The following is a 19,437-nucleotide window of genomic DNA, read 5'->3' on the forward strand; positions in this document are numbered from 1 at the left end:
CTCAGATGACAGCGATTAAATACTTCACACCTCTACTCTCACTTTGTCTGTTGGCATGCCAAACCACAGATAGGCCACAACCTGAAGCCTCAAAGGCTGAACTCGAGGCGTCCATGGTGGCTGCGGATAAACCCGCAACGCCACCTCCACCGGCAACCATGCCTGATGCGGTGCAACGTGAGCTTAATTCGGGCGCGCTGATGGCGGGGTTAACTCCACCGATGGAAACCGAGCGGCGCTTCGATGTGTCGGCCCATGATGTGGACGCAAAAGTGTTTTTCCCGAGCTTAGTACAAGGCACGCCCCTGAGCGTCGCCGTGCACCCAGATGTACAAGGCACTATTTCTCTTTCCCTTAAAGGCGTTACCTTAAGTGAAGCTATTCAAGTTGTTGAAGATATTTACGGCTATGAAGTGAGCCGAGAAGGCCGAGTCCTAAGGGTATTTCCTGCGGGAATGCGTACCGAAACCTTCCCGTTGAATTACTTGTATATGGAGCGTGATGGCCTGTCGTTGACTTCGGTTAGCTCTGGGCGGATCTCTGACAATAATAATTCGAACAACGGCAACTCTAATAGCAACTCGAACAACAGTAATTTCAACGATAGCTCGAATAATAATTCGAATAATGGCAGCAACTCGAGCAGCAATAACAGTGACAGTACCAACGGCACTTTTATTCGCTCCCGCACTAAGACGGACTTTTGGGGAGAATTGAAGGAGACGCTAACGGCGATTATCGGTGACACGGGTAATGGTCGCCAAGTGGTCGTGACGCCGCAGGCCGGTTTAGTGACGATCCGTGCTTATCCAAATGAGCTACGTCAGGTGCGTACGTTTTTAAGTTCGGCCGAAAGTCATCTGCAGCGCCAGGTGATCCTCGAGGCTAAAATTTTAGAAGTGACCCTGTCCGATGGTTATCAGCAGGGGATCCAGTGGGAAAACGTCTTGGGCCATGTGGGCAATACCAATATCAATTTTGGCACCTCGGCGGGCCCCGGTTTAAGCGATAAGATCACATCCGCCATTGGGGGGGTAACCTCAATTAGCATCAAAGGCTCTGATTTCGCAACTATGATCAACTTGTTAGATACCCAAGGGGATGTGGATGTGCTTTCCAGCCCAAGGGTAACTGCGTCTAATAATCAAAAAGCGGTGATTAAAGTCGGCACTGATGAGTATTTTGTCACCGATGTATCCTCAACCACAGTCGCAGGGACAACGCCAGTAACGACACCACAGGTTGAATTAACGCCGTTTTTCTCGGGTATCGCCCTCGATGTCACCCCGCAAATTGATAAAGACGGTAACGTGTTGCTGCATGTTCATCCATCGGTTATCGATGTTAAAGAGCAGACAAAGGAAATTAAAGTCAGCTCAGACTCGTTAGAACTGCCATTGGCACAGAGTGAAATTCGTGAATCCGATACAGTGATCCGCGCCTCCTCAGGCGATGTGGTCGTGATCGGTGGTTTAATGAAGAGTGAAAATATTGAGGTCGTCTCACAGGTGCCCTTGCTGGGGGATATCCCATTTGTGGGCGAACTCTTTAAAAATCGCAGTAAACAGAAAAAGAAAACTGAGCTGATTATTTTGCTCAAGCCGACAGTGGTTGGCGGCGACACTTGGAAGAATGAGTTACAGCGGTCTAAGACCTTACTCGATCGTTGGTATCCGGAGAATAAGTAAGCTTCTATGTATTTGAAGCATTTTGGCCTAAGCCAAACCCCTTTTTCCTTAACACCTAACACCGGATTTTTTTTCGGGTTATCGCCACACGTGGAAGCCTTGCAAGTGCTGCAAATGGCGCTGCAAACGGGCGAGGGTTTTATCAAGGTCACCGGGGAGGTTGGTACTGGTAAAACCTTAATTTGTCGTAAGTTAATTAATGAACTGCCGACGGGATTCCACTGTGCTTATTTGCCGAATCCCTATCTCTCGCCCGCCGAACTGCGCTGGGCGGTCGCCAATGAACTCGGTCTAAAATACGCTGCCGATATGGATCAGCAGCAGCTGACAGGGCTGATCCAGCAGCAGTTGCTTGCCTTAAGTGCCCACGGACACTCGATCGTATTAGTGCTCGATGAGGCCCAAGCGCTACCCGATGACAGCCTCGAAGCCCTACGATTATTCACTAACCTTGAAACCGAGAGCCGTAAATTGCTCCAAGTGGTGTTGTTTGGGCAGCCGGAGCTGGATGACAGACTCAAGCGGCAAGAGTTTAGACAGCTACGCCAACGTATTACCTTCAGCTATAACCTGCGCCCACTGACATGGGATGAGGTCGATGCCTATATTCGCCATCGATTAGCGATTGCAGGGCGGGCGGGTGAACCCTTATTTAACGCCAAACTCACCCGGAAAATCGCCTGTTCATCCCGAGGTATTCCTAGATTGATCAATATATTAGCTCACAAGTCTTTATTGTTAAGCTTTGGTGAGGGCGCGACCAAAGTACAGGCTTCCCACGTGCGTGGTGCCATTTTAGACACCGAAGATGCGAGCCGAGATGGATTCAAAACGTGGAAATGGCGAACTTATTTCGCTCTGGCCTTTGTTGTCCTATCGGCCCTAATTTTTGCGATCACTGTCTCGGGTGTGGATCTCCTGCAACTGTGGGGGAATAGGGTATGAGCGTGATTAACAAGATGCTGCAGGACCTAGATAAGCGCCAGCAGGGACATCAGCTTTCTAATATTACCTCGCCACAAATGCAATATGTGGGGCGCGGTGGGCATTCCAAAAAAGGTTGGTTGATCGCTGTGGTCTGCCTGCTTCTCGGGGCTTTGTCGGTTTATGCCTTTCAAGGGATAAACAAACAGGAGAATGTTGTTTCGCAACCGCAACCGCAATTAGAGCTGCAGCCACAGCCACAGCCACAGCCGCAATTGCAAGCATCACAGCCAATAGCGACTACAGAACCCGCGTCATCAGCAACTGTGCCCCCTGTCGATGCAACTGTGTCCGCTGTTGATACCGCAGTGCCTGTTGTTGATCTCGTGGCTCAGGTTCCCGCATCGGACGCGGCTCTTGGTATCGACACTAAAACTGAAACCGGAATCGACACCAAAACCGAAATCCAGCCCCAGTCTCAATTCGTTGACGAAGATAAACCCACCCCAATGTCCGAGCCTATTGTTGAACCAGTGCAAGCCACTGGCAAAATGGCGGTGACGGAAGTCAAACTCACACCAGCTCAATTAGCCCAAAAACAACTTATCATGGCGACCGATGCAGATAAGCGAGCAGACTGGAGTAAGGCGATTGAGCACTATAGTAAAGCGTTAAATTTAGATCCCAGCCTACACGAAGCGCGCAAACAGCTGGCTGCACTGCATTATGGACAGGGACAATTATCCGATGCGGCGCAAGTATTACGGCAAGGCTGGCTCTTATATCCACAAGAATTTGAATTCACGCTGTTATTAGCCCGCGTGCAGCAGGCGATGGGAGATACAGTGTCAGCCTTAACTAGCCTAGCGAACATTCCCGATAGCCATGTTTTAGCGCGGCAGAAATGGTTAGCGCAGAGCGATTTAGCCCAAAAACAAGGTCAATTTACCTTGGCAGAACAGGCCTATCGGCAGTTATTGCAGTTGGAGCCACAGCAGGGGAAATGGTGGATGGGCTTAGGCTATGCACTGGATTCACAACAGCAATTTGCTCAAGCCAGCCAAGCCTATCGCAGCGCATTAAGCCATCCTGGGCTCTCAATGCAGGCCACCGCTTTTATAGAACAACGATTAAACCAACTAGGAGATAGCCAATGAAACCCAGATTAAAGATGCGTTTGGGCGATCTGTTAGTTCAAGAATCTATTATTACCGAGGAGCAGCTACAGCAGGCCCTCACCGAACAGCGGAAAACGGGCCACAAACTGGGCCGAACCCTTATCGATCTACGCTCTATTACCGAGCATCAGTTGTTGCAGTTTCTGTCACAGCAGCTGAATTTGCCGCTACTGGATATTAGTAAGCGTCCTATTCCCGCAGAGGTGGTGCAGTTAATTCCCGAAGTGCAGGCGCGGCGTTTCCGCGCACTGGCGGTGGAAGATCGGGGTGACAGCGTGCTAGTCGCGATGAGCGATCCGGCGGATCTGCAGGCACTCGATCACTTAGAAATACTTGTCGCGCCGAAAAAGCTCACCTTAGCGGTGGCGCCCGAACAGCAACTGTTGCAAGCCTTTGATAATTTATATCGCCGCACGGATCAGATTGCGCAAATCGCGGGCAAGCTCGAAGAGGAATATGCAGCCGACCAAATGTTTGATTTGGCAAGCTTAACCTCGGGCGACAGCGATAATGAAACCACGGTCGTTAAGTTGCTACAGTCGATTTTTGAGGATGCGGTACAGATGCGCGCCTCGGATATCCATATCGAACCCGGTGATAAAGCCCTACGTATTCGCCAGCGTATCGATGGCCAGTTGCATGAAACGATACTGAATGAAGTGAATATCGCCGCCGCCTTAGTCCTGCGGCTTAAGTTAATGGCTGGCCTCGATATTTCTGAAAAACGTTTGCCACAGGATGGCCGTTTCCATATGGAAATTAAGGGCCACCAAATTGACGTCCGTATGTCGACTATGCCGATTTATCACGGCGAGTCTGTGGTGATGCGTCTACTCGACCAATCGGCGGGTTTGCTGACTTTAAACGAAACGGGGATGCCAGAGCATATTTTGGCGCGTATTCGTAAGCAGATTAAACGCCCCCACGGGATGTTGCTCGTGACTGGGCCTACGGGTAGCGGCAAAACCACCACGCTATACGGTATTTTAAGTGAGCTTAACACCGCCGATCGTAAGATCATTACGGTGGAAGACCCGGTCGAATATCAATTACCGCGTATTAACCAAGTTCAAGTTAATCATAAGATTGGACTCGATTTTTCTAACGTACTGCGCACCACATTACGCCAAGACCCGGACATTATCATGGTCGGGGAGATGCGTGACCAAGAAACCGTCGAGATTGGTTTGCGCGGTGCCTTAACGGGCCACTTTGTATTATCCACCCTGCACACGAATGATGCGGTCACCAGTGCGCTGCGTTTGCTCGATATGGGCGCCGCCAGTTATTTAGTGGCGAGTGCCTTAAGGGTGATTATTGCCCAGCGTTTAGTGCGCCGAGTTTGCCATAACTGTGGCATCGACTATCAGCCCAGTGCGCAGGAAAAGGCCTGGCTTAGCAGTGTGAGCCGTAAAGATTTTTCGGCGGCAAACTTTAGAATCGGCACAGGTTGCCAAAGTTGTAACGGTAGCGGTTATCGTGGCCGGATCGGGATTTTTGAAATCCTCGAGCTGGATGAAAATATGATTGATGCCATGCGCTCGGGCAACCCACAGGATTTTGCCCACGCCGCCCTGCAGAGCCCTAACTTTACCCCGCTTGCCGAATCGGCACTACAATATTTGAGTGAAGGCATGACCACCATTGAAGAGGTGGCGAAGCTGGTGGAGGATGTGAGTGAATCACAGATCCCCTTATCTAAGGATATGATGAGCCAACAAGGCGTTGAGGCGTAATTATGCCTATATATCAATACCGTGGACGCAGTGGGCAGGGTCAGTCGGTTACCGGGCAGCTCGATGCGACCTCGGAAAGTGCCGCCGCAGATATGCTCTTAGCCCGTGGCATTATCCCCCTCGAGGTGAAAGTCGCTAAGGCCGTGCGATCATTCTCATTGGCCCAGCTTTTTAATAGCAAAGTCGGTTTAGATGAACTGCAAATTTTTACCCGGCAAATGTATTCCCTGACTCGCTCCGGCATTCCTATTCTACGGGCCATTGCGGGATTATCTGAAACCGCCCATTCCCAGCGGATGAAAGATGCCCTCAATGATATTTCCGAGCAGCTTACCGCAGGGCGCCCTTTATCATCGGCGATGAATCAACATCCCGATGTCTTTGATTCTCTGTTTGTTTCTATGGTGCATGTGGGGGAAAACACCGGTAAGTTAGAGGATGCCTTTATCCAGCTCTCTGGTTATATTGAGCGCGAGCAGGAAACCCGCCGCCGGATTAAGGCGGCCATGCGATATCCAATATTTGTGCTGATCGCCATCACCATCGCCATGGTGATCTTAAATATTATGGTGATCCCTAAGTTTGCCGAAATGTTTTCCCGTTTCGGTGCTGATTTGCCTTGGGCAACTAAGGTGTTGATTGGAACATCGAATCTTTTTGTTAATTATTGGGCCCTGATGTTAGTGGCATTGGTGGGGGGAATAGTTGGCATTCGTTATTGGCACCATACGGAAAAAGGTGAAAAGCAGTGGGATAAATGGAAGCTGCATATCCCCGCGGTTGGTTCCATTATTGAGCGTTCGACTCTGTCGCGTTATTGCCGCAGCTTTTCCATGATGCTCAGTGCTGGCGTACCTATGACGCAGGCGCTGAGTTTAGTGGCCGATGCCGTGGATAATGCCTATATGCATGACAAAATTGTCGGCATGCGCCGCGGAATTGAGTCTGGCGATTCCATGCTTAGGGTGTCGAACCAGAGTAAGTTATTTACTCCCTTAGTATTGCAAATGGTGGCCGTGGGTGAAGAAACCGGGCAGATAGACCAACTGTTAAACGATGCCGCCGATTTCTATGAGGGTGAGGTGGACTATGATCTTAAAAACCTCACCGCTAAATTAGAACCTATTCTTATTGGGATTGTTGCCGCGATAGTGCTGGTGTTGGCGCTCGGGATCTACCTGCCGATGTGGGATATGCTCAATGTTGTTAAAGGTGGCAAATAAGAGTGATGCGCCCAAGTTTGCCACGAGAAGGAATATAAATAGATGCACAGCCAGCAGAAGGCCGAAAGCGATCTATTACGGGTTTACGGACGTATGATTACTATCATCTTAGTGTTAGTGATGATGGCGGTGATCGGCATTAAGTATTTTTCCAGTATGCCCCAGGTCGCGGCCAGAAGCGTGGAACTGGAGCATACTCGTTTTCTGAATGTCCTCGCTATGGTGCGCTCCCAGTGGTTATCCCTTGGCAAGCCAGCACAATTACGACTAGATTGGGAAGTGTTTACCGATCAAAACCAAGCCGTGGGGCAGAGTGTGGTTAAGATGAGCGCCTTAGGTTGGCCACAGCCTAAGCAGTTAGATCATCTAGGTTGCCAGGAGTTATGGCTGCAGTTAATGGGAAGTGAGCTGCAGGAAGACACCTTAATGGGTGAGTTTTTCCCCAAGGATACGAGCTGCCGATATCACTCGCAAAATGGCGATAGTATCGGCTATCAACTTAACTCTGGCAGGGTCATTTTTTTGACGCAAAAATAAAATATTGTTAAGTAACAGGCTTTTTTAAACTGATTTAGCTGTTAGAATGGATTTCGTTAAAAAATAGGGGAAGCTGATGAAAACTAAGCAAAATGGTTTTTCACTCATCGAATTGGTCATAGTGATAGTGATTTTAGGTCTGTTGGCTGCAACGGCCATTCCACGTTTTTTAAATGTGACTGATGACGCCCAGGATGCGAGTGTTGATGGTGTCGCGGGTGGTTTATCGACGGCGGTGAGCTTTGTGCGCTCACAGTGGGAAGTTGATGGACGCCAAAATAGCACGGTTATTCTCGACGGCACCTCAGTGTCCCTCGATCCTCGCTTTGGTTATCCAACTGGAACCTCTGTGACGGATGTGACCACTATGACGGATGCCAGCTGCCAAGAAGTGTTTAATACTGTCTTGCAGAGTGCTCCGCGTAATGTGCTTTACACTCAGGATGCACGTAACCAACGTTATACGGTACGTGTTATCGATGGCGCGGGTGGCAGTGCCAATGCGATTACCGGTGCGGTTGTCGCAGGTTTAGATTTATGTGTTTACCATCAAGTGGCATCACTGGTGTTAGACCAAACGACGGGGGTGCCAACACCGGCTCCGGACTTATCGACCGCAGGTGCTAAGGGTGTGGTATATAACCCAGGTACAGGCACAGTATTAAGCTTTACCCAAACCCCATTTGCACCTTAATCGCAATTTAAGGTATTAATTTGTTTTGTATTTTTAGTCGCTTGGTTTATAAGTAGCTTAGTTTATAAGTTGCGTAATTTAATCGTCCTTAAGGAAAGGTAGTTTTATATGAAAAGACAACAAGGTTTTACCTTAATTGAATTAGTCGTTGTAATCATTATCTTAGGTATTCTTGCTGTCACAGCGGCACCTAAGTTTATTAACCTGCAAGGTGATGCTCGAGTATCTGCATTAAATGGCTTGAAAGCTTCGATTCAAGGTGCTAATACTCTTGTATATTCTAAAGCGGCTCTTGCTGGTCAGGAAAAAGGAACAAATCAGACAGTAGTTATAAGCGGTGACGCAACTGCAACACCTAGTACGGCTGTTTCAGTTACAACAGACTACGGGTATATGACCAGCGCATTTGCTAATTTTCAAAATGCATTAGAAGTTAGCATTAGCGAAGGGACTACTCCAACAGGAGCCACAACAGATTGGGTTGTTGATACTCAAACTACAACGGACAAAGCGAAGTTTTGGCAGGCTGGCGCCCCAACAACGTGTTTTATTGAATACACACCAGCTACTGCGACAGCTGCACCAACCTTTACAGCAACGCCTGATGCTTCTGATTGCTAATATGAGTTTACGAAAAGGCCTGCCTAGCAGGCCTTTTTTTTAGGTAAAACAGGTGAGTTATATCAGCTGCAACAAAATGAATTTACTTAGAATTTATATCCAAATTTATAGAGATTTATTTGCCTTAATCAAACGGTTGGCAGAAACTGAACCTAGAACCTAGAACCTAGAACCTAGAACCTAGAACCTAGAACCTAGAACCTAGAACCTAGAACCTAGAACCTAGAACCTAGAACCTAGAACCTAGAACCTAATATGGACAATGGTTAATTTTCCCATGGCGAAACAGACTGGATTTACCTTAGTTGAGTTAGTGACGACCATTATCTTGATTTCGATCTTGGCTGTGACTGTCTTGCCGCGTCTGTTTACTCAATCATCCTATAGTGCCTATAGCCTGCGTAATGAATTTATCGCCGAACTGCGTCAAGTGCAGCAAAAAGCCCTCAATAATACCGATAGATGTTATCGCCTCGCCGTATCGAGTTCAGGTTATCAGGCGATTCAATTTGCCAGCCGTGATAACAGCGGTTGCACTGGGGCGGCGCTCTCACCCAATCCACTCTATGCCCAAGCATTCCAAGGTGGAGCGAGCCTTGCGTTAGTGAGTAATGGTGCCAGTGGTTTTAATATTGATTTTGATACCCAGGGCCAGCCCTCGTTAGGTTGCAACGGCAACTGTATTAACGTCACCGCTAATGAGACTGTGATCATCAATATCTCTAGCGAGGGTTACATCTATGCCAATTAGCACTAGAGGTATTCGATTAAGCCCAGTTCTCCCTCGGGGATTTACTCTGATTGAGTTAGTGGTGGGCATGCTAGTGATCGCCATTGCTATTGTGATGCTCAGCAGTATGTTATTTCCCCAGGCGGATCGTGCGGCGAAGACCTTACATAGGGTGCAAAGTGCTGAGCTGGCCCATTCGGTGATGAATGAAATCTGGGGTAAGCGTTACGATGAAAATACTAATGCTAATGGGGGCGTACCCGCCTGCGGCAGTCCATTAGGCCTGCCTTGCTCAAATGTGATTAATCTCGGACCATTAGAGTGGCAATGGCCCAATGAGGGGGAAAATCGCAACGATTATGATGATGTTGATGATTACCACGGCTTAAATGAAACCGCGATTATGCTCAACTCAAGCCAAACCTATGGACAGGCTTACCCTAACTATCGTTTAAGTGTCACCGTTGCCTACGGCGCTGCGCCGAATTCGAATACGAAACTTGTGACCATTAATGTGACTACGCCCGATGGCGAAGTGATTACTTACAATATGGTGAGGAGTAATTACTAATGGCCTCCCAATCCGCTTGTTTGCCCCATGCTCGACACTCAGGATTTACCTTAGTCGAGATGGTCACCGTTATCTTAATTTTGGGCATTCTAGTGGTGGGGGTGAGCAGTTTTATTATTTTTGGCACGCGAATTTTTGTCGAATCGAGTTCGGTCGATCAAGTGTTAAGCCAGAGCCGTTTTGCCGTCGAGCGCATGACCCGTGAGCTACGCAGCGCTTTGCCGAGCAGTGTGCGTGTTAATAGTGATTCGTTAACCTATCAATGTGTTGAGTTTGTGCCTACCGAAGCCAGCACCACTTATTTATCTATGCCCATTGCCCCTAATGCCGCTGCAACCACGGGGACTGTGATTTTAGATAGCGGTGCCAGCACTATCCGAATTAATCAATATGCTTGGATCTATCCCTTAGTGGATGCGGATGTCTATAACAGCGCCAGACAAAAACGGGCACAGATAAAAACCATTGCGACCTCTGGGAATCAAGTCACTCTTACCTTTATGGCGTCAACTCGCTTTGCCGAGGCATCACCGCGGCAGCGGATTTATTTTGGTTCGGTCCCCGTGAGCTATTGCTTTGAAAAGGCCGCCGCGAGTAATGAGCTCATATTGCAGCGCTATACTGGGTATCAGTTTAATAACAGCCAGCCTCGCCCTATCGATATGGGGGCTGGGGTGTTAATGGCGCAAAATATAGTTAATAGTTTCACCAATAGCAGTGATTTGCCGATGACACTAACGCCATCCACCTTAGTGAATAATGCCATGGTGCATTTGCAGCCTAGATTTACGGTCAATGGTGAGACTTTCCAATATCGACATCAAGTGCAGGTAATCAATGTCCCCTAACTTTTCTCGTCCAGAGCGCCCAAGACCACATAGGGTCACGCTGCCTAGGCACCAAGGCGGAAGCGCACTCATTATTGGCATTTTTGTTATCACAGTGATGTTTCTCTTGGCGTCAGCCCTTATTAACATAGTTGAAGATGCGGATACCGGATTAACTCAAGAAGTGTGGGGCACCCGTGCATTAGCCGCGGCCAATAGCGGCGCCGATGCAGCGTTAGCACAGTTATTTCCACTAAATGGTGCCGTGGGTGTTTGTTCGGCAAATAGCACTTGGACGCCACCCGCTGTGGTCGGTTTTCATGCCTGCAGTGTGGCCTTAAACTGCACAGCGTATTCAGTTGGCGCGATAACTCAGTATCGGATTAATAGCCAAGCGGTATGTGAGAGTGGTGATACCCGTGTTAGCCGCCAAGTCGAGGTAGAAGCCCGTGGCAATTAAACATTTTTATCACGCAGTAATGGCTATCTTAATGTTGATATTTTCAACATCTGTAATGGCATTCGATCCCATAGATCAGAACGAGATTTTTGCCAAAGTTGCCCAAGGGCACCATGGTTATAACTCAAATGTGTGTCATCAAATATCATCTCCTCAGTTGATGATAAATGGTAATGGCATTATTAATGGCACTGGCGGTGAAAGCTTAGATTATTGTTCGAGCAATAATGGCAGCGGACTTTCAGACAACAGTTGTGACGACGGTAGTGGTGGTGTTCGCAAATGCACTATCGATGGCAGCGATATTCGAGGCTTAAGGTTAGCAGGGAGTAATGTATTTTTATCTAGCGATGCATCAGGGGGAGGCATTGGATATTGTAATAGTGGAGATCAATTCATTTTAGGGGCGGATGGTGATAATCAGTTTGGTGATATTTCGCTTTATTCCGCCTGTAGCTTAACCTTATCTGCCACTCAGAGTGAGTATCGATTTAATAAAATAGAGGTAGGTGGTGGAGCGACACTGGTGTTACCCAAAGGGGATTATTGGATAGATAGCTTTAGCTTGAACCAAAATTCAAAGGTAATTTTGCAAGGAGATGTCCGAATTTTTGTGAGGCAAAAATTTGAGTTAAATGGCAGTAAATTTAACGAAAATAGCTCTGCGACTGCTCTTATTATAGGTTATAGCGATATTCAGCTTAACAGTGGTACTTTGCTCAATGGACGAGTTTATAGCGATGAAAAATTAAGTCTTAATGATAACTCCATCATTAATGGGCGCGTCACTAGCCGTTATTTAGCCATAAGTAGTGGCAGTATTAATGATGATTTGCCCGTCACATCTTTGAAACTGCAGTTTGGTAAAGCGACTACAACATCAGTGACCTTTCCAAATGCTTTTCCTGTGGGGGTGAAACCGCTTATTTTTTTAATGCCGACTATATCGACCACTAATCCTAACAGCGATGGGCCAGCATCAGCATTTTTGGTGAGCGTGAGCAATACAGGCTTTACTTGGGAGCAAAGTGAGCCCACTAGTTCAGGAAATTATTATATAGCTGCTAATGCTATGTCTGAAGTGCATTGGATAGCTGTGACTCCCGGTAACTATGTATTATCGAATGGTAAACGCTTAACTGCGGGGACAGTCGTGACAAATCGTGCGTTGAATCTGGAGTCATCGGCTTGGGTGAGTCGGCCCTTAGATGCCAATTTAACGGTAAGATTGAACCAGCTGCAAACCCGTAATAATAACTGTTGGCTCACCAGTGTTTCCCAGCCCTATAGCGGTGGTATTCAATTAAATTTGGATGTCTCCGAGGTGTATAGCAATAAGAGCAATAATCGGCGCTGCGAGCCAGAAAATGAAAAGTTACTCGATGATGAAACCATAGGTTATTTAGCGGTAGAGCCAGGTACAGGCACACTAGTGCTAGATGGTGAAAATGTTCACTATCAATTCGGTACTGCGCTGACCCATTCGAGTGGTGGGAGTGTGAGAACCTTGGTCGAACAATGTGCCTATTACACCAGTTTGAGCGGCTTTGTTAATCCCCCGACATTCGTCGCGGGTAAGGGTTCTCGACTAGGAGGCGATGGAGGTTGGCTTAGACGCTGTCATCTGAGTGCGACCCAGGTCAGTATGGTTAATGATGAGGATACCTATCAAGATCTCGAACGCATCCATAGATCAGAAGACTATGGTTTTGTGGCGTTAGAAAAAATCGAGCCTGTTGTGCTGCAGTGTTTTAATGATGATTTCTCCCAAAGTGCCTTAAGCAATGATTGGGTGGTTTCTCGAAGTAGTGGGAGGTTTACTCCTTCGATTCAAGGTGGACGTTTACGCTTAACCGAAGCCCAATCGAGCCAATCTACGGCATCGACCTACCAAAGACTATTCCCCGCGGCTGATAACTTGGTTGAGATCCAGTTTGACCATTATGCCTACGGTGGCAATGGTGCCGATGGTATTGCCTTAGTGTTGTCGGATGCATCTATCACTCCGCAGCCCGGAGCCTTTGGCGGTCCCTTAGGTTATGGCTATAAACCCGGTATTAGCGGTTTTGCTGGTGGTTGGCTTGGGGTTGGTATCGATGAGTTTGGTAATTTCTCCGGCGAAGGCGGTAGTTACAATATTGGCCAGCGCCGCCAGTCGGTTGCGGTTCGCGGTTCGGGTGTGGGAACCAGCGGTTATCGCTATTTACATGGGGCTTGTAATGATGGCACGACTAATACCAGTGGTAACTGTTTATCACCCGTGGTCGATGGCAATAATGTGTCGCCCGCCCACAGATATAAAATCACTATCGACTCCCAATCTGCGGGCCGATCTATTGTCAAAATCGAGCGCAATACGGGGTCAGGATTTGTAACCTTAGTGCCCGCGTTTGATGCTGCAGCAGAAGCTAATCAGGCAAGTATCCCCAATGATTTTCTGCTGTCACTCACGGGCTCAACTGGCGGTTCGAACAATAATCATGAGATTGATAATGTGCAGATTTGTGCACTTAAATCGAATCCTATCGGCACCCAAATCGATCACTTTGAATTTGATCATACGGGTCAAGGATTAACCTGTAATCCCGAGACTGTAACCATAAGAGCCTGTGCGAACGCGAGTTGTAGCCAGCTTTTCACCGATCCGATTACGGCGACCTTATTGCCCGATTCTACGGCCGATGGCGTGTGGATTGGTGGGAATCAAGTCAGTTTCACTAATGGTTCGACGCAATTACAGCTGAGGCGTAATACGCCCGGGGTCGTGACTTTGGGGGTTAAGGGCTCAAGTCCTACGACTAAACCTTTAAGTAAAACCCTGTGCCGTATTGGGGCTGGCGCGTTAAGTGAAAATAATTGCTCACTCACCTTTGCCGATAGCGGTTTTATTTTTGATGTACCCGATAAACGGGCTAATAAACCCGTCGATGTGTTAGTCAAAGCGGTCAAAAAATCCGATACAAGCCAGCAATGTGTGCCGAGTTTTCAAAATCAGACTAAGACTTTAAATTTTTGGAGTAGCTATGTGGAACCGAGCGCACTAATTTCTCCCCAAGCTGTCACTATTAATAGCTCGGCGATCGGCGCCTCGAGCGCTGCGCCCACGGCATTTAACCTAGTGTTCGATGCCGAAGGGCAGTCAAGCATCTCGGTCAATTACCCCGATGCAGGCAAGTTGCAGTTAGAGGCTAAATACACTGGAACAGGGGACGAGCAAGATTTAGTGATGACGGGTTCCGATCAATTTGTGAGCGTGCCTGCGGGGTTATGTGTCAAACCCGTCGATACCAGTGCCCTTTGTCCGAGTGCCAATATGAGCTGCAATGCCTATCGCAAGGCGGGGCAAGATTTTGCCATGACAGTGCAAGCTGTGGCTTGGCAGTCCGATAGTGATGCCGATTTTTGCAGCGGTAACCTGCCAACCGCTAACTTTAGCGACGCGCAGATGAAGCTTACAACTAGAGTCATTGCGCCAAGCATTGCCGATGGTGGCCATAATGGTGCGCTTGGCATCACGTCCTATAGCCACATTGCGCAAACCAATAATCTCAATACTCTCAATAATCAAAGTATTAGCGAAGTCGGCGTATTCCAAATTGCGGCGCAGGCGCAGCCGAACTACCTGGGCGCTGCCAGCAGTTTAAATATCCCCATTGCTTACTCTGCCAATTTAGGTCGTTTTGTGCCCGACAGGTTTTTAGTGGCTGATGTGTCTGTTATTGCTGCCTGTGGCAACTTTAGCTATATGGATCAGCCGTTCCCTATGTCAATGACCTTAAGTGCGCTCAATATCGGTGGGGATGTGACGCAAAACTATTTCCCGCCGTTTTCACTCGCGACCGCAAAATTGGTGGGTGAAAACAATAATGACGGTATCGATCTCCAGAGCCGTTTAAGTGCCTTACCTATCAATGCCGCAAGTTGGAGTCAAGGTGTGGCGACTGTCGATGCCACTTATCGCGCTAACGTTAGCCGAGTCACCCCTAATATATTGAGTAACCTATATCAGGACGGCCCCTTTGAGTCACTCGATATTGGAGTACAAGCACTGGATAACGATCCGCGTCCTAATGGTATCAATTCCTACGTGGCTGCGCCGGATATGGACGCTGCATCAATAGGCCTATGCACTAACTGTAATGCTAAGAAAATCAGCACCCAAACCCTGCGCCATGGCCGTGTGATAATGGACAATACCTACGGCCCAGAAACAGAAATCCTGAAAATGCCGATTCGGGCGGAATACTGGAATGGGACGAGTTGGGTATTAAATACCTATGATAGCTGCACAACGGCTGTGTATGGTTTGGGTTCGCAGATTGATGATACTGGCCTTGGCTATCACTTTGACCCAGATTTGACTACAGGACAGAGCATTAACCGTTCCGGTGCGGGGTCGGCATTTCAAATGGGCCAATTCGATTTACTCTGGCGGGCGGTCACAACCAGCGGTGAATTATATCGCGGACAAGTGACGGCGCCTTTAGATGTCCCCGCCTGGCTCGAATGGTATTGGAACTGGAATGGCGTAACGCCAACGGCCTTATCCGATCCCCGTGCGAGCGCATATTTTGGACGTTATCGTGGCCATGACAGAATCATCTACTGGCGGGAGGTCAATTAATTAGTTTTAGTAATCTATCCCACTAAATTTTGACCTCGCTTTAGTGGGAAATCACAGGTCGGGTATTTTTTAAACGCTTAAGTGTGGGTGAGGTAGGCGCTGTAAACACAAAAGGGATGTCTTGTATATGTTGCTACCTTGTGTGTCTTTTCGTTTTTTGTTGTCGTAAATTTAGCCAATAAAGCGTGTTTTCCGCTTAAATACTGTTTTTCAGAGTCCTAATTAAAAAAAAATCACTCCATTAGCGATTGTTAACCTCAACGGTCTTGTGGAATCAGGGTGGCATTGATAAAGTTAGCTGATTTTTCTTTTCTTCTGACTCCACAGAATACAGGCTAGTTACATGTTCAAGAAGCTGCGTGGCATTTTTTCTAATGATCTATCGATCGATTTGGGTACAGCTAACACATTAATTTATGTTCGTGACGAAGGCATAGTCCTCAATGAGCCTTCTGTTGTTGCTATACGTGGTGAGCGTAACAGCTCTGGTCAGAAATCTGTCGCCGCAGTCGGCACAGAAGCCAAACAAATGCTAGGGCGAACACCCGGCAATATTCAAGCTATCCGTCCAATGAAAGACGGTGTGATCGCTGACTTTTATGTGACTGAAAAAATGCTGCAGCACTTTATCAAACAAGTGCACAACAATAGCTTTTTTCGCCCAAGCCCACGGGTTTTAGTCTGTGTTCCTGTTGGTGCGACTCAGGTTGAGCGTCGTGCCATTCGTGAGTCAGCCATGGGCGCGGGTGCCCGTGAAGTGTATTTAATTGAAGAGCCAATGGCCGCGGCGATTGGTGCTGGTTTACCTGTTTCTGAAGCGACGGGTTCTATGGTCGTCGATATCGGTGGTGGTACCACTGAAGTCGCGATTATCTCCCTGAACGGTGTGGTGTATTCATCTTCCGTGCGTATCGGTGGTGATAAGTTTGATGATGCCATTATCAACTATGTTCGCCGTAACTATGGCAGCTTAATTGGTGAAGCCACGGCTGAGCGTATCAAGCACACCATCGGCACCGCCTATCCAGGCGATGAAGTGCTAGAAATCGAAGTCCGTGGTCGTAACTTGGCCGAAGGCGTACCCCGTAGCTTTACCTTAAACAGCAATGAGATTTTAGAAGCGCTGCAAGAGCCGTTATCGGGCATCGTTAGTGCGGTTATGGTGGCATTAGAGCAATCGCCACCAGAATTAGCCTCTGATATCTCTGAGCGCGGCATGGTGTTAACCGGCGGCGGCGCCTTACTGCGCGATCTAGACCGTTTATTAATGCAAGAAACCGGTATTCCGGTCATGGTGGCGGACGATCCTCTGACCTGCGTAGCCCGCGGCGGTGGTAAAGCCCTCGAAATGATTGATATGCACGGCGGCGATCTGTTCTCCGAAGAAACCTAATCTAACTTCGGTATAGGGCGGTTAATCACCGCCTTAGCTTTCCTATGAAGCCAATTTTTGTTCGTGGTATTTCGAACCAATTCCGTTTAACACTGGCAATTATTTTGTCGGTGATCTTGCTCGTTGCTAATCACCGCCTCGATCCCGCCCGTGAATCCCTGTCATCAGCCCTAAGCCCCATTCAGTATCTCGCCAGTCTTCCCGGCGCTATGCTCGACTGGTCGTCTGAGAGTTTTGCGACCCGCAATATGCTCGCGCTGCAAAATAAAGAGCTGTTAAGACAACAGTTATTAATGAGCGAGCGCCTGCAGCGTTTCGAGCACCTGCGTCAGGAGAACGAACGTTTTCGGGCCTTGCTCGGCTCGCCCGCCTATCAGGACTCCCGCAAGATGGTGGCCGAGGTGATGGAGGTGGCCAGCGATCCTTCCCATCACTATGTGGTATTGAATCGCGGTTCTCGCAGTGGTGTCTTTGTGGGGCAACCCGTCGTGGATGCGCAGGGGGTTGTTGGACAAGTCGTGCAGGTGAGTGAGATGACCAGTCGTGTGCTGCTGCTCTCCGATGTTTCCCACGGTTTACCCGTGCGTATTACCCGTAACGATGTGCGTTTAGTCGCCAATGGAGCGGGTGAACTCGATGGGATTGAGTTGCGCCATGTGGCCAAGAGTACCGATATTCGAGTCGGCGATCTATTAGTGACTTCGGGCCTAGGGAATCGCTTTCCTGAAGGTTATCCCGTCGCTCGGGTGATAGAAGTGCAAACCGAAGATGGACAGAGTTATGCAAGGGTGACGGCACAACCCTTAGCCGCCCTCGACCGCATTCGGTATTTATTGCTGATTTGGCCATCACCGGACTCGGGGGTGACTTTGCCGCATCAAGTGCCTGTGCCTGCGGCGGATCATCCGCCTGAAGAGGCTAAGCCGGACCCCAATACGACCAATGCTACCCTAAGCACCCAAGGCGCGGCGAATACGGCGCAGGGCGCTGTAACCAATACGAATGGCGGCACTAATACGAATGGTGCCACTAATGTGAATGGTGCGAATGCTGCAACGGGCGCTGTGACCACTCCACCGCCAGCAGAGGTGCATTAATGAGTTTACAAGCCGCTAATGGTCGACTCATTGTTTGGGTGACCCTATTTATTGGGCTATTGAGCCAGATCATGCCTCTTCCTTCGATTGTGGAGGCTTGGCGTCCCGATTGGTTATTGATGGTCATTATTTATTGGTCTATCGCTTTACCCCACAGGTACAACATACTGACAGCTTGGGTGCTAGGGCTCGCATTGGATATTTTGCTTGGCGCGACCTTAGGTGTGCGTTCCCTTGCGATGTCGCTCGTGATCTACATTGCGATTCTGCATTGTCAGCGCCTGCGAAACTTCCCTAAGTGGCAACAGTCGCTGGTAGTGATGCTGTTGATTTGTATTTATCACTTAGTCGTCTACTGGGTTGAGTTTGTGATGGATGGCGCCGTGTTTCATACGGATATCTTCTTACCCGCGATTTCTGGTTTAGTGATTTGGCCTTGGATTTTTTGGATTTTACGTCGGGTTCGACGTCATTATAAGGTTCGTTAACGGTGAATTTAGTTTTAGCTTCAACGTCTCCCCGTCGTAAAGAATTGCTGGCCAATATTGCTTTGGGGCGCGCCGATTTTAGTTTTGCTCAAGTGGCTCCCGACATTGATGAAACGCCCCTCGAAGGTGAAACTCCACGGGATTATGTGCAACGTCTCGCCGCCGAAAAAGCCCAGGCTGGGCGCGCATTATGTCATGGTATGTCACAGCCTGCTGTATTAGGTTCTGATACTATCGTAGTGCTTGAAAACGAGATTTTAGGTAAGCCTATCGATGAAGCCGATGCAAAACGGGTACTGAGTGCCTTATCGGGTAAGACACACACAGTGATGACTGCGGTTGCCTTGGCCAGCGGCGAGCAGACCCAAGTGCGATTAGTCGAGACCCAAGTGCGTTTTTGCACTCTAACCGATGCGGATATCGAGGCTTATGTCGCCTCGAAGGAACCCATGGATAAGGCGGGCAGTTATGGCATTCAGGGGTTAGGAGGTTGTTTTGTCGAAGCTATTGAAGGCAGCTATTCCTGCGTTGTAGGTTTACCTTTGGTCGAAACCCGCGAATTGTTGGTGAGTGCCGGGTTAGTGTAACTTTGAGCATTGCAGTTGCCTAAAAATGCGTATACCCAAACAGCCTGAAGATGCAGAAA

At 48.5% G+C, this 19,437-nt stretch carries 17 protein-coding genes; all 17 read left to right on the forward strand.

What is annotated here, in order from left to right; all coding sequences use genetic code 11:
- Positions 1 to 5: 5 nt before the first annotated feature.
- The 17 genes from mshL to JFT56_RS02435 all read left to right on the forward strand — a co-directional run bounded on the left by mshL (position 6) and on the right by JFT56_RS02435 (position 19,378).
- A complete protein-coding gene (mshL, locus tag JFT56_RS02355) occupies positions 6 to 1,688 on the forward strand; it encodes a pilus (MSHA type) biogenesis protein MshL (RefSeq protein WP_198782125.1) in 1,683 nt (560 codons plus the stop codon).
- Between the two features lie 6 nt (positions 1,689 to 1,694).
- Positions 1,695 to 2,633 (forward strand): ExeA family protein, encoded by a 939-nt coding sequence (locus tag JFT56_RS02360; protein WP_198782126.1) that lies wholly within the window; start codon positions 1,695 to 1,697, stop codon positions 2,631 to 2,633.
- A complete protein-coding gene (locus JFT56_RS02365) occupies positions 2,630 to 3,769 on the forward strand; it encodes a tetratricopeptide repeat protein (RefSeq protein WP_198782127.1) in 1,140 nt (379 codons plus the stop codon). The genes JFT56_RS02360 and JFT56_RS02365 overlap by 4 nt, the downstream gene beginning before the upstream one ends.
- Positions 3,766 to 5,526 (forward strand): GspE/PulE family protein, encoded by a 1,761-nt coding sequence (locus JFT56_RS02370; protein WP_198782128.1) that lies wholly within the window; start codon positions 3,766 to 3,768, stop codon positions 5,524 to 5,526. Before JFT56_RS02365 ends, JFT56_RS02370 begins: the two co-directional genes overlap by 4 nt.
- A gap of 2 nt (positions 5,527 to 5,528) precedes the next feature.
- Positions 5,529 to 6,749, forward strand: a complete 1,221-nt coding sequence (locus JFT56_RS02375; RefSeq protein ID WP_198782129.1) for a type II secretion system F family protein — start codon at positions 5,529 to 5,531, stop codon at positions 6,747 to 6,749.
- Between the two features lie 42 nt (positions 6,750 to 6,791).
- The gene (locus tag JFT56_RS02380) at positions 6,792 to 7,286 is read left to right on the forward strand and encodes an MSHA biogenesis protein MshF (protein ID WP_198782130.1); all 495 of its coding nucleotides are present in this window, start codon (positions 6,792 to 6,794) and stop codon (positions 7,284 to 7,286) included.
- 76 nt (positions 7,287 to 7,362) lie between these two features.
- Complete coding sequence (locus tag JFT56_RS02385; protein WP_198782131.1) at positions 7,363 to 7,980, forward strand: prepilin-type N-terminal cleavage/methylation domain-containing protein; 618 nt, start codon at positions 7,363 to 7,365, stop codon at positions 7,978 to 7,980.
- Between the two features lie 108 nt (positions 7,981 to 8,088).
- Positions 8,089 to 8,601, forward strand: a complete 513-nt coding sequence (locus tag JFT56_RS02390; RefSeq protein ID WP_198782132.1) for a prepilin-type N-terminal cleavage/methylation domain-containing protein — start codon at positions 8,089 to 8,091, stop codon at positions 8,599 to 8,601.
- Between the two features lie 262 nt (positions 8,602 to 8,863).
- Positions 8,864 to 9,352, forward strand: coding sequence for a pilus assembly FimT family protein (locus JFT56_RS02395; RefSeq protein ID WP_198782133.1), 489 nt, complete (start codon positions 8,864 to 8,866; stop codon positions 9,350 to 9,352).
- Positions 9,342 to 9,902: a type II secretion system protein gene (locus JFT56_RS02400; RefSeq protein WP_198782134.1), complete on the forward strand. Its 561-nt coding sequence runs from the start codon at positions 9,342 to 9,344 to the stop codon at positions 9,900 to 9,902. Before JFT56_RS02395 ends, JFT56_RS02400 begins: the two co-directional genes overlap by 11 nt.
- Positions 9,902 to 10,750 carry a PilW family protein gene (locus JFT56_RS02405; protein WP_198782135.1) on the forward strand — a complete coding sequence of 283 codons (849 nt, stop codon included), beginning with the start codon at positions 9,902 to 9,904 and terminating at the stop codon, positions 10,748 to 10,750. Before JFT56_RS02400 ends, JFT56_RS02405 begins: the two co-directional genes overlap by 1 nt.
- The gene (locus tag JFT56_RS02410) at positions 10,740 to 11,189 is read left to right on the forward strand and encodes an MSHA biogenesis protein MshP (RefSeq protein ID WP_233095559.1); all 450 of its coding nucleotides are present in this window, start codon (positions 10,740 to 10,742) and stop codon (positions 11,187 to 11,189) included. The genes JFT56_RS02405 and JFT56_RS02410 overlap by 11 nt, the downstream gene beginning before the upstream one ends.
- Positions 11,179 to 15,813, forward strand: a complete 4,635-nt coding sequence (locus JFT56_RS02415; protein WP_198782136.1) for a DUF6701 domain-containing protein — start codon at positions 11,179 to 11,181, stop codon at positions 15,811 to 15,813. The genes JFT56_RS02410 and JFT56_RS02415 overlap by 11 nt, the downstream gene beginning before the upstream one ends.
- A 343-nt stretch (positions 15,814 to 16,156) precedes the next feature.
- On the forward strand, positions 16,157 to 17,206 hold the full coding sequence (locus JFT56_RS02420) for a rod shape-determining protein (RefSeq protein WP_007651015.1): 1,050 nt from the start codon (positions 16,157 to 16,159) through the stop codon (positions 17,204 to 17,206).
- 44 nt (positions 17,207 to 17,250) lie between these two features.
- Positions 17,251 to 18,303: a rod shape-determining protein MreC gene (gene mreC / locus JFT56_RS02425; RefSeq protein ID WP_198782137.1), complete on the forward strand. Its 1,053-nt coding sequence runs from the start codon at positions 17,251 to 17,253 to the stop codon at positions 18,301 to 18,303.
- Entirely contained in the window at positions 18,303 to 18,791 is a 489-nt protein-coding gene (gene mreD, locus JFT56_RS02430; protein WP_198782138.1) for a rod shape-determining protein MreD, read from the forward strand. Before mreC ends, mreD begins: the two co-directional genes overlap by 1 nt.
- Before the next feature lie 2 nt (positions 18,792 to 18,793).
- Positions 18,794 to 19,378, forward strand: coding sequence for a Maf family protein (locus JFT56_RS02435; RefSeq protein WP_198782139.1), 585 nt, complete (start codon positions 18,794 to 18,796; stop codon positions 19,376 to 19,378).
- Positions 19,379 to 19,437: the final 59 nt, after the last annotated feature.

The organism is Shewanella putrefaciens (genome assembly GCF_016406305.1).
GTDB lineage: Bacteria > Pseudomonadota > Gammaproteobacteria > Enterobacterales > Shewanellaceae > Shewanella > Shewanella putrefaciens_C.

What these genes read in the sequence shown, in the direction of transcription:
- JFT56_RS02380 (WP_198782130.1), top strand. Translation starts at nt 6,792, where the DNA reads ATGCACAGCCAGCAGAAGGCCGAAAGCGATCTATTACGGGTTTACGGA.
- JFT56_RS02390 (WP_198782132.1), top strand. Translation starts at nt 8,089, where the DNA reads ATGAAAAGACAACAAGGTTTTACCTTAATTGAATTAGTCGTTGTAATC.
- mreC (WP_198782137.1), top strand. Translation starts at nt 17,251, where the DNA reads ATGAAGCCAATTTTTGTTCGTGGTATTTCGAACCAATTCCGTTTAACA.
- mshL (WP_198782125.1), top strand. Translation starts at nt 6, where the DNA reads ATGACAGCGATTAAATACTTCACACCTCTACTCTCACTTTGTCTGTTG.
- JFT56_RS02400 (WP_198782134.1), top strand. Translation starts at nt 9,342, where the DNA reads ATGCCAATTAGCACTAGAGGTATTCGATTAAGCCCAGTTCTCCCTCGG.
- JFT56_RS02375 (WP_198782129.1), top strand. Translation starts at nt 5,529, where the DNA reads ATGCCTATATATCAATACCGTGGACGCAGTGGGCAGGGTCAGTCGGTT.
- mreD (WP_198782138.1), top strand. Translation starts at nt 18,303, where the DNA reads ATGAGTTTACAAGCCGCTAATGGTCGACTCATTGTTTGGGTGACCCTA.
- JFT56_RS02360 (WP_198782126.1), top strand. Translation starts at nt 1,695, where the DNA reads ATGTATTTGAAGCATTTTGGCCTAAGCCAAACCCCTTTTTCCTTAACA.
- JFT56_RS02385 (WP_198782131.1), top strand. Translation starts at nt 7,363, where the DNA reads ATGAAAACTAAGCAAAATGGTTTTTCACTCATCGAATTGGTCATAGTG.
- JFT56_RS02410 (WP_233095559.1), top strand. Translation starts at nt 10,740, where the DNA reads ATGTCCCCTAACTTTTCTCGTCCAGAGCGCCCAAGACCACATAGGGTC.
- JFT56_RS02370 (WP_198782128.1), top strand. Translation starts at nt 3,766, where the DNA reads ATGAAACCCAGATTAAAGATGCGTTTGGGCGATCTGTTAGTTCAAGAA.
- JFT56_RS02405 (WP_198782135.1), top strand. Translation starts at nt 9,902, where the DNA reads ATGGCCTCCCAATCCGCTTGTTTGCCCCATGCTCGACACTCAGGATTT.
- JFT56_RS02420 (WP_007651015.1), top strand. Translation starts at nt 16,157, where the DNA reads ATGTTCAAGAAGCTGCGTGGCATTTTTTCTAATGATCTATCGATCGAT.
- JFT56_RS02395 (WP_198782133.1), top strand. Translation starts at nt 8,864, where the DNA reads ATGGTTAATTTTCCCATGGCGAAACAGACTGGATTTACCTTAGTTGAG.
- JFT56_RS02365 (WP_198782127.1), top strand. Translation starts at nt 2,630, where the DNA reads ATGAGCGTGATTAACAAGATGCTGCAGGACCTAGATAAGCGCCAGCAG.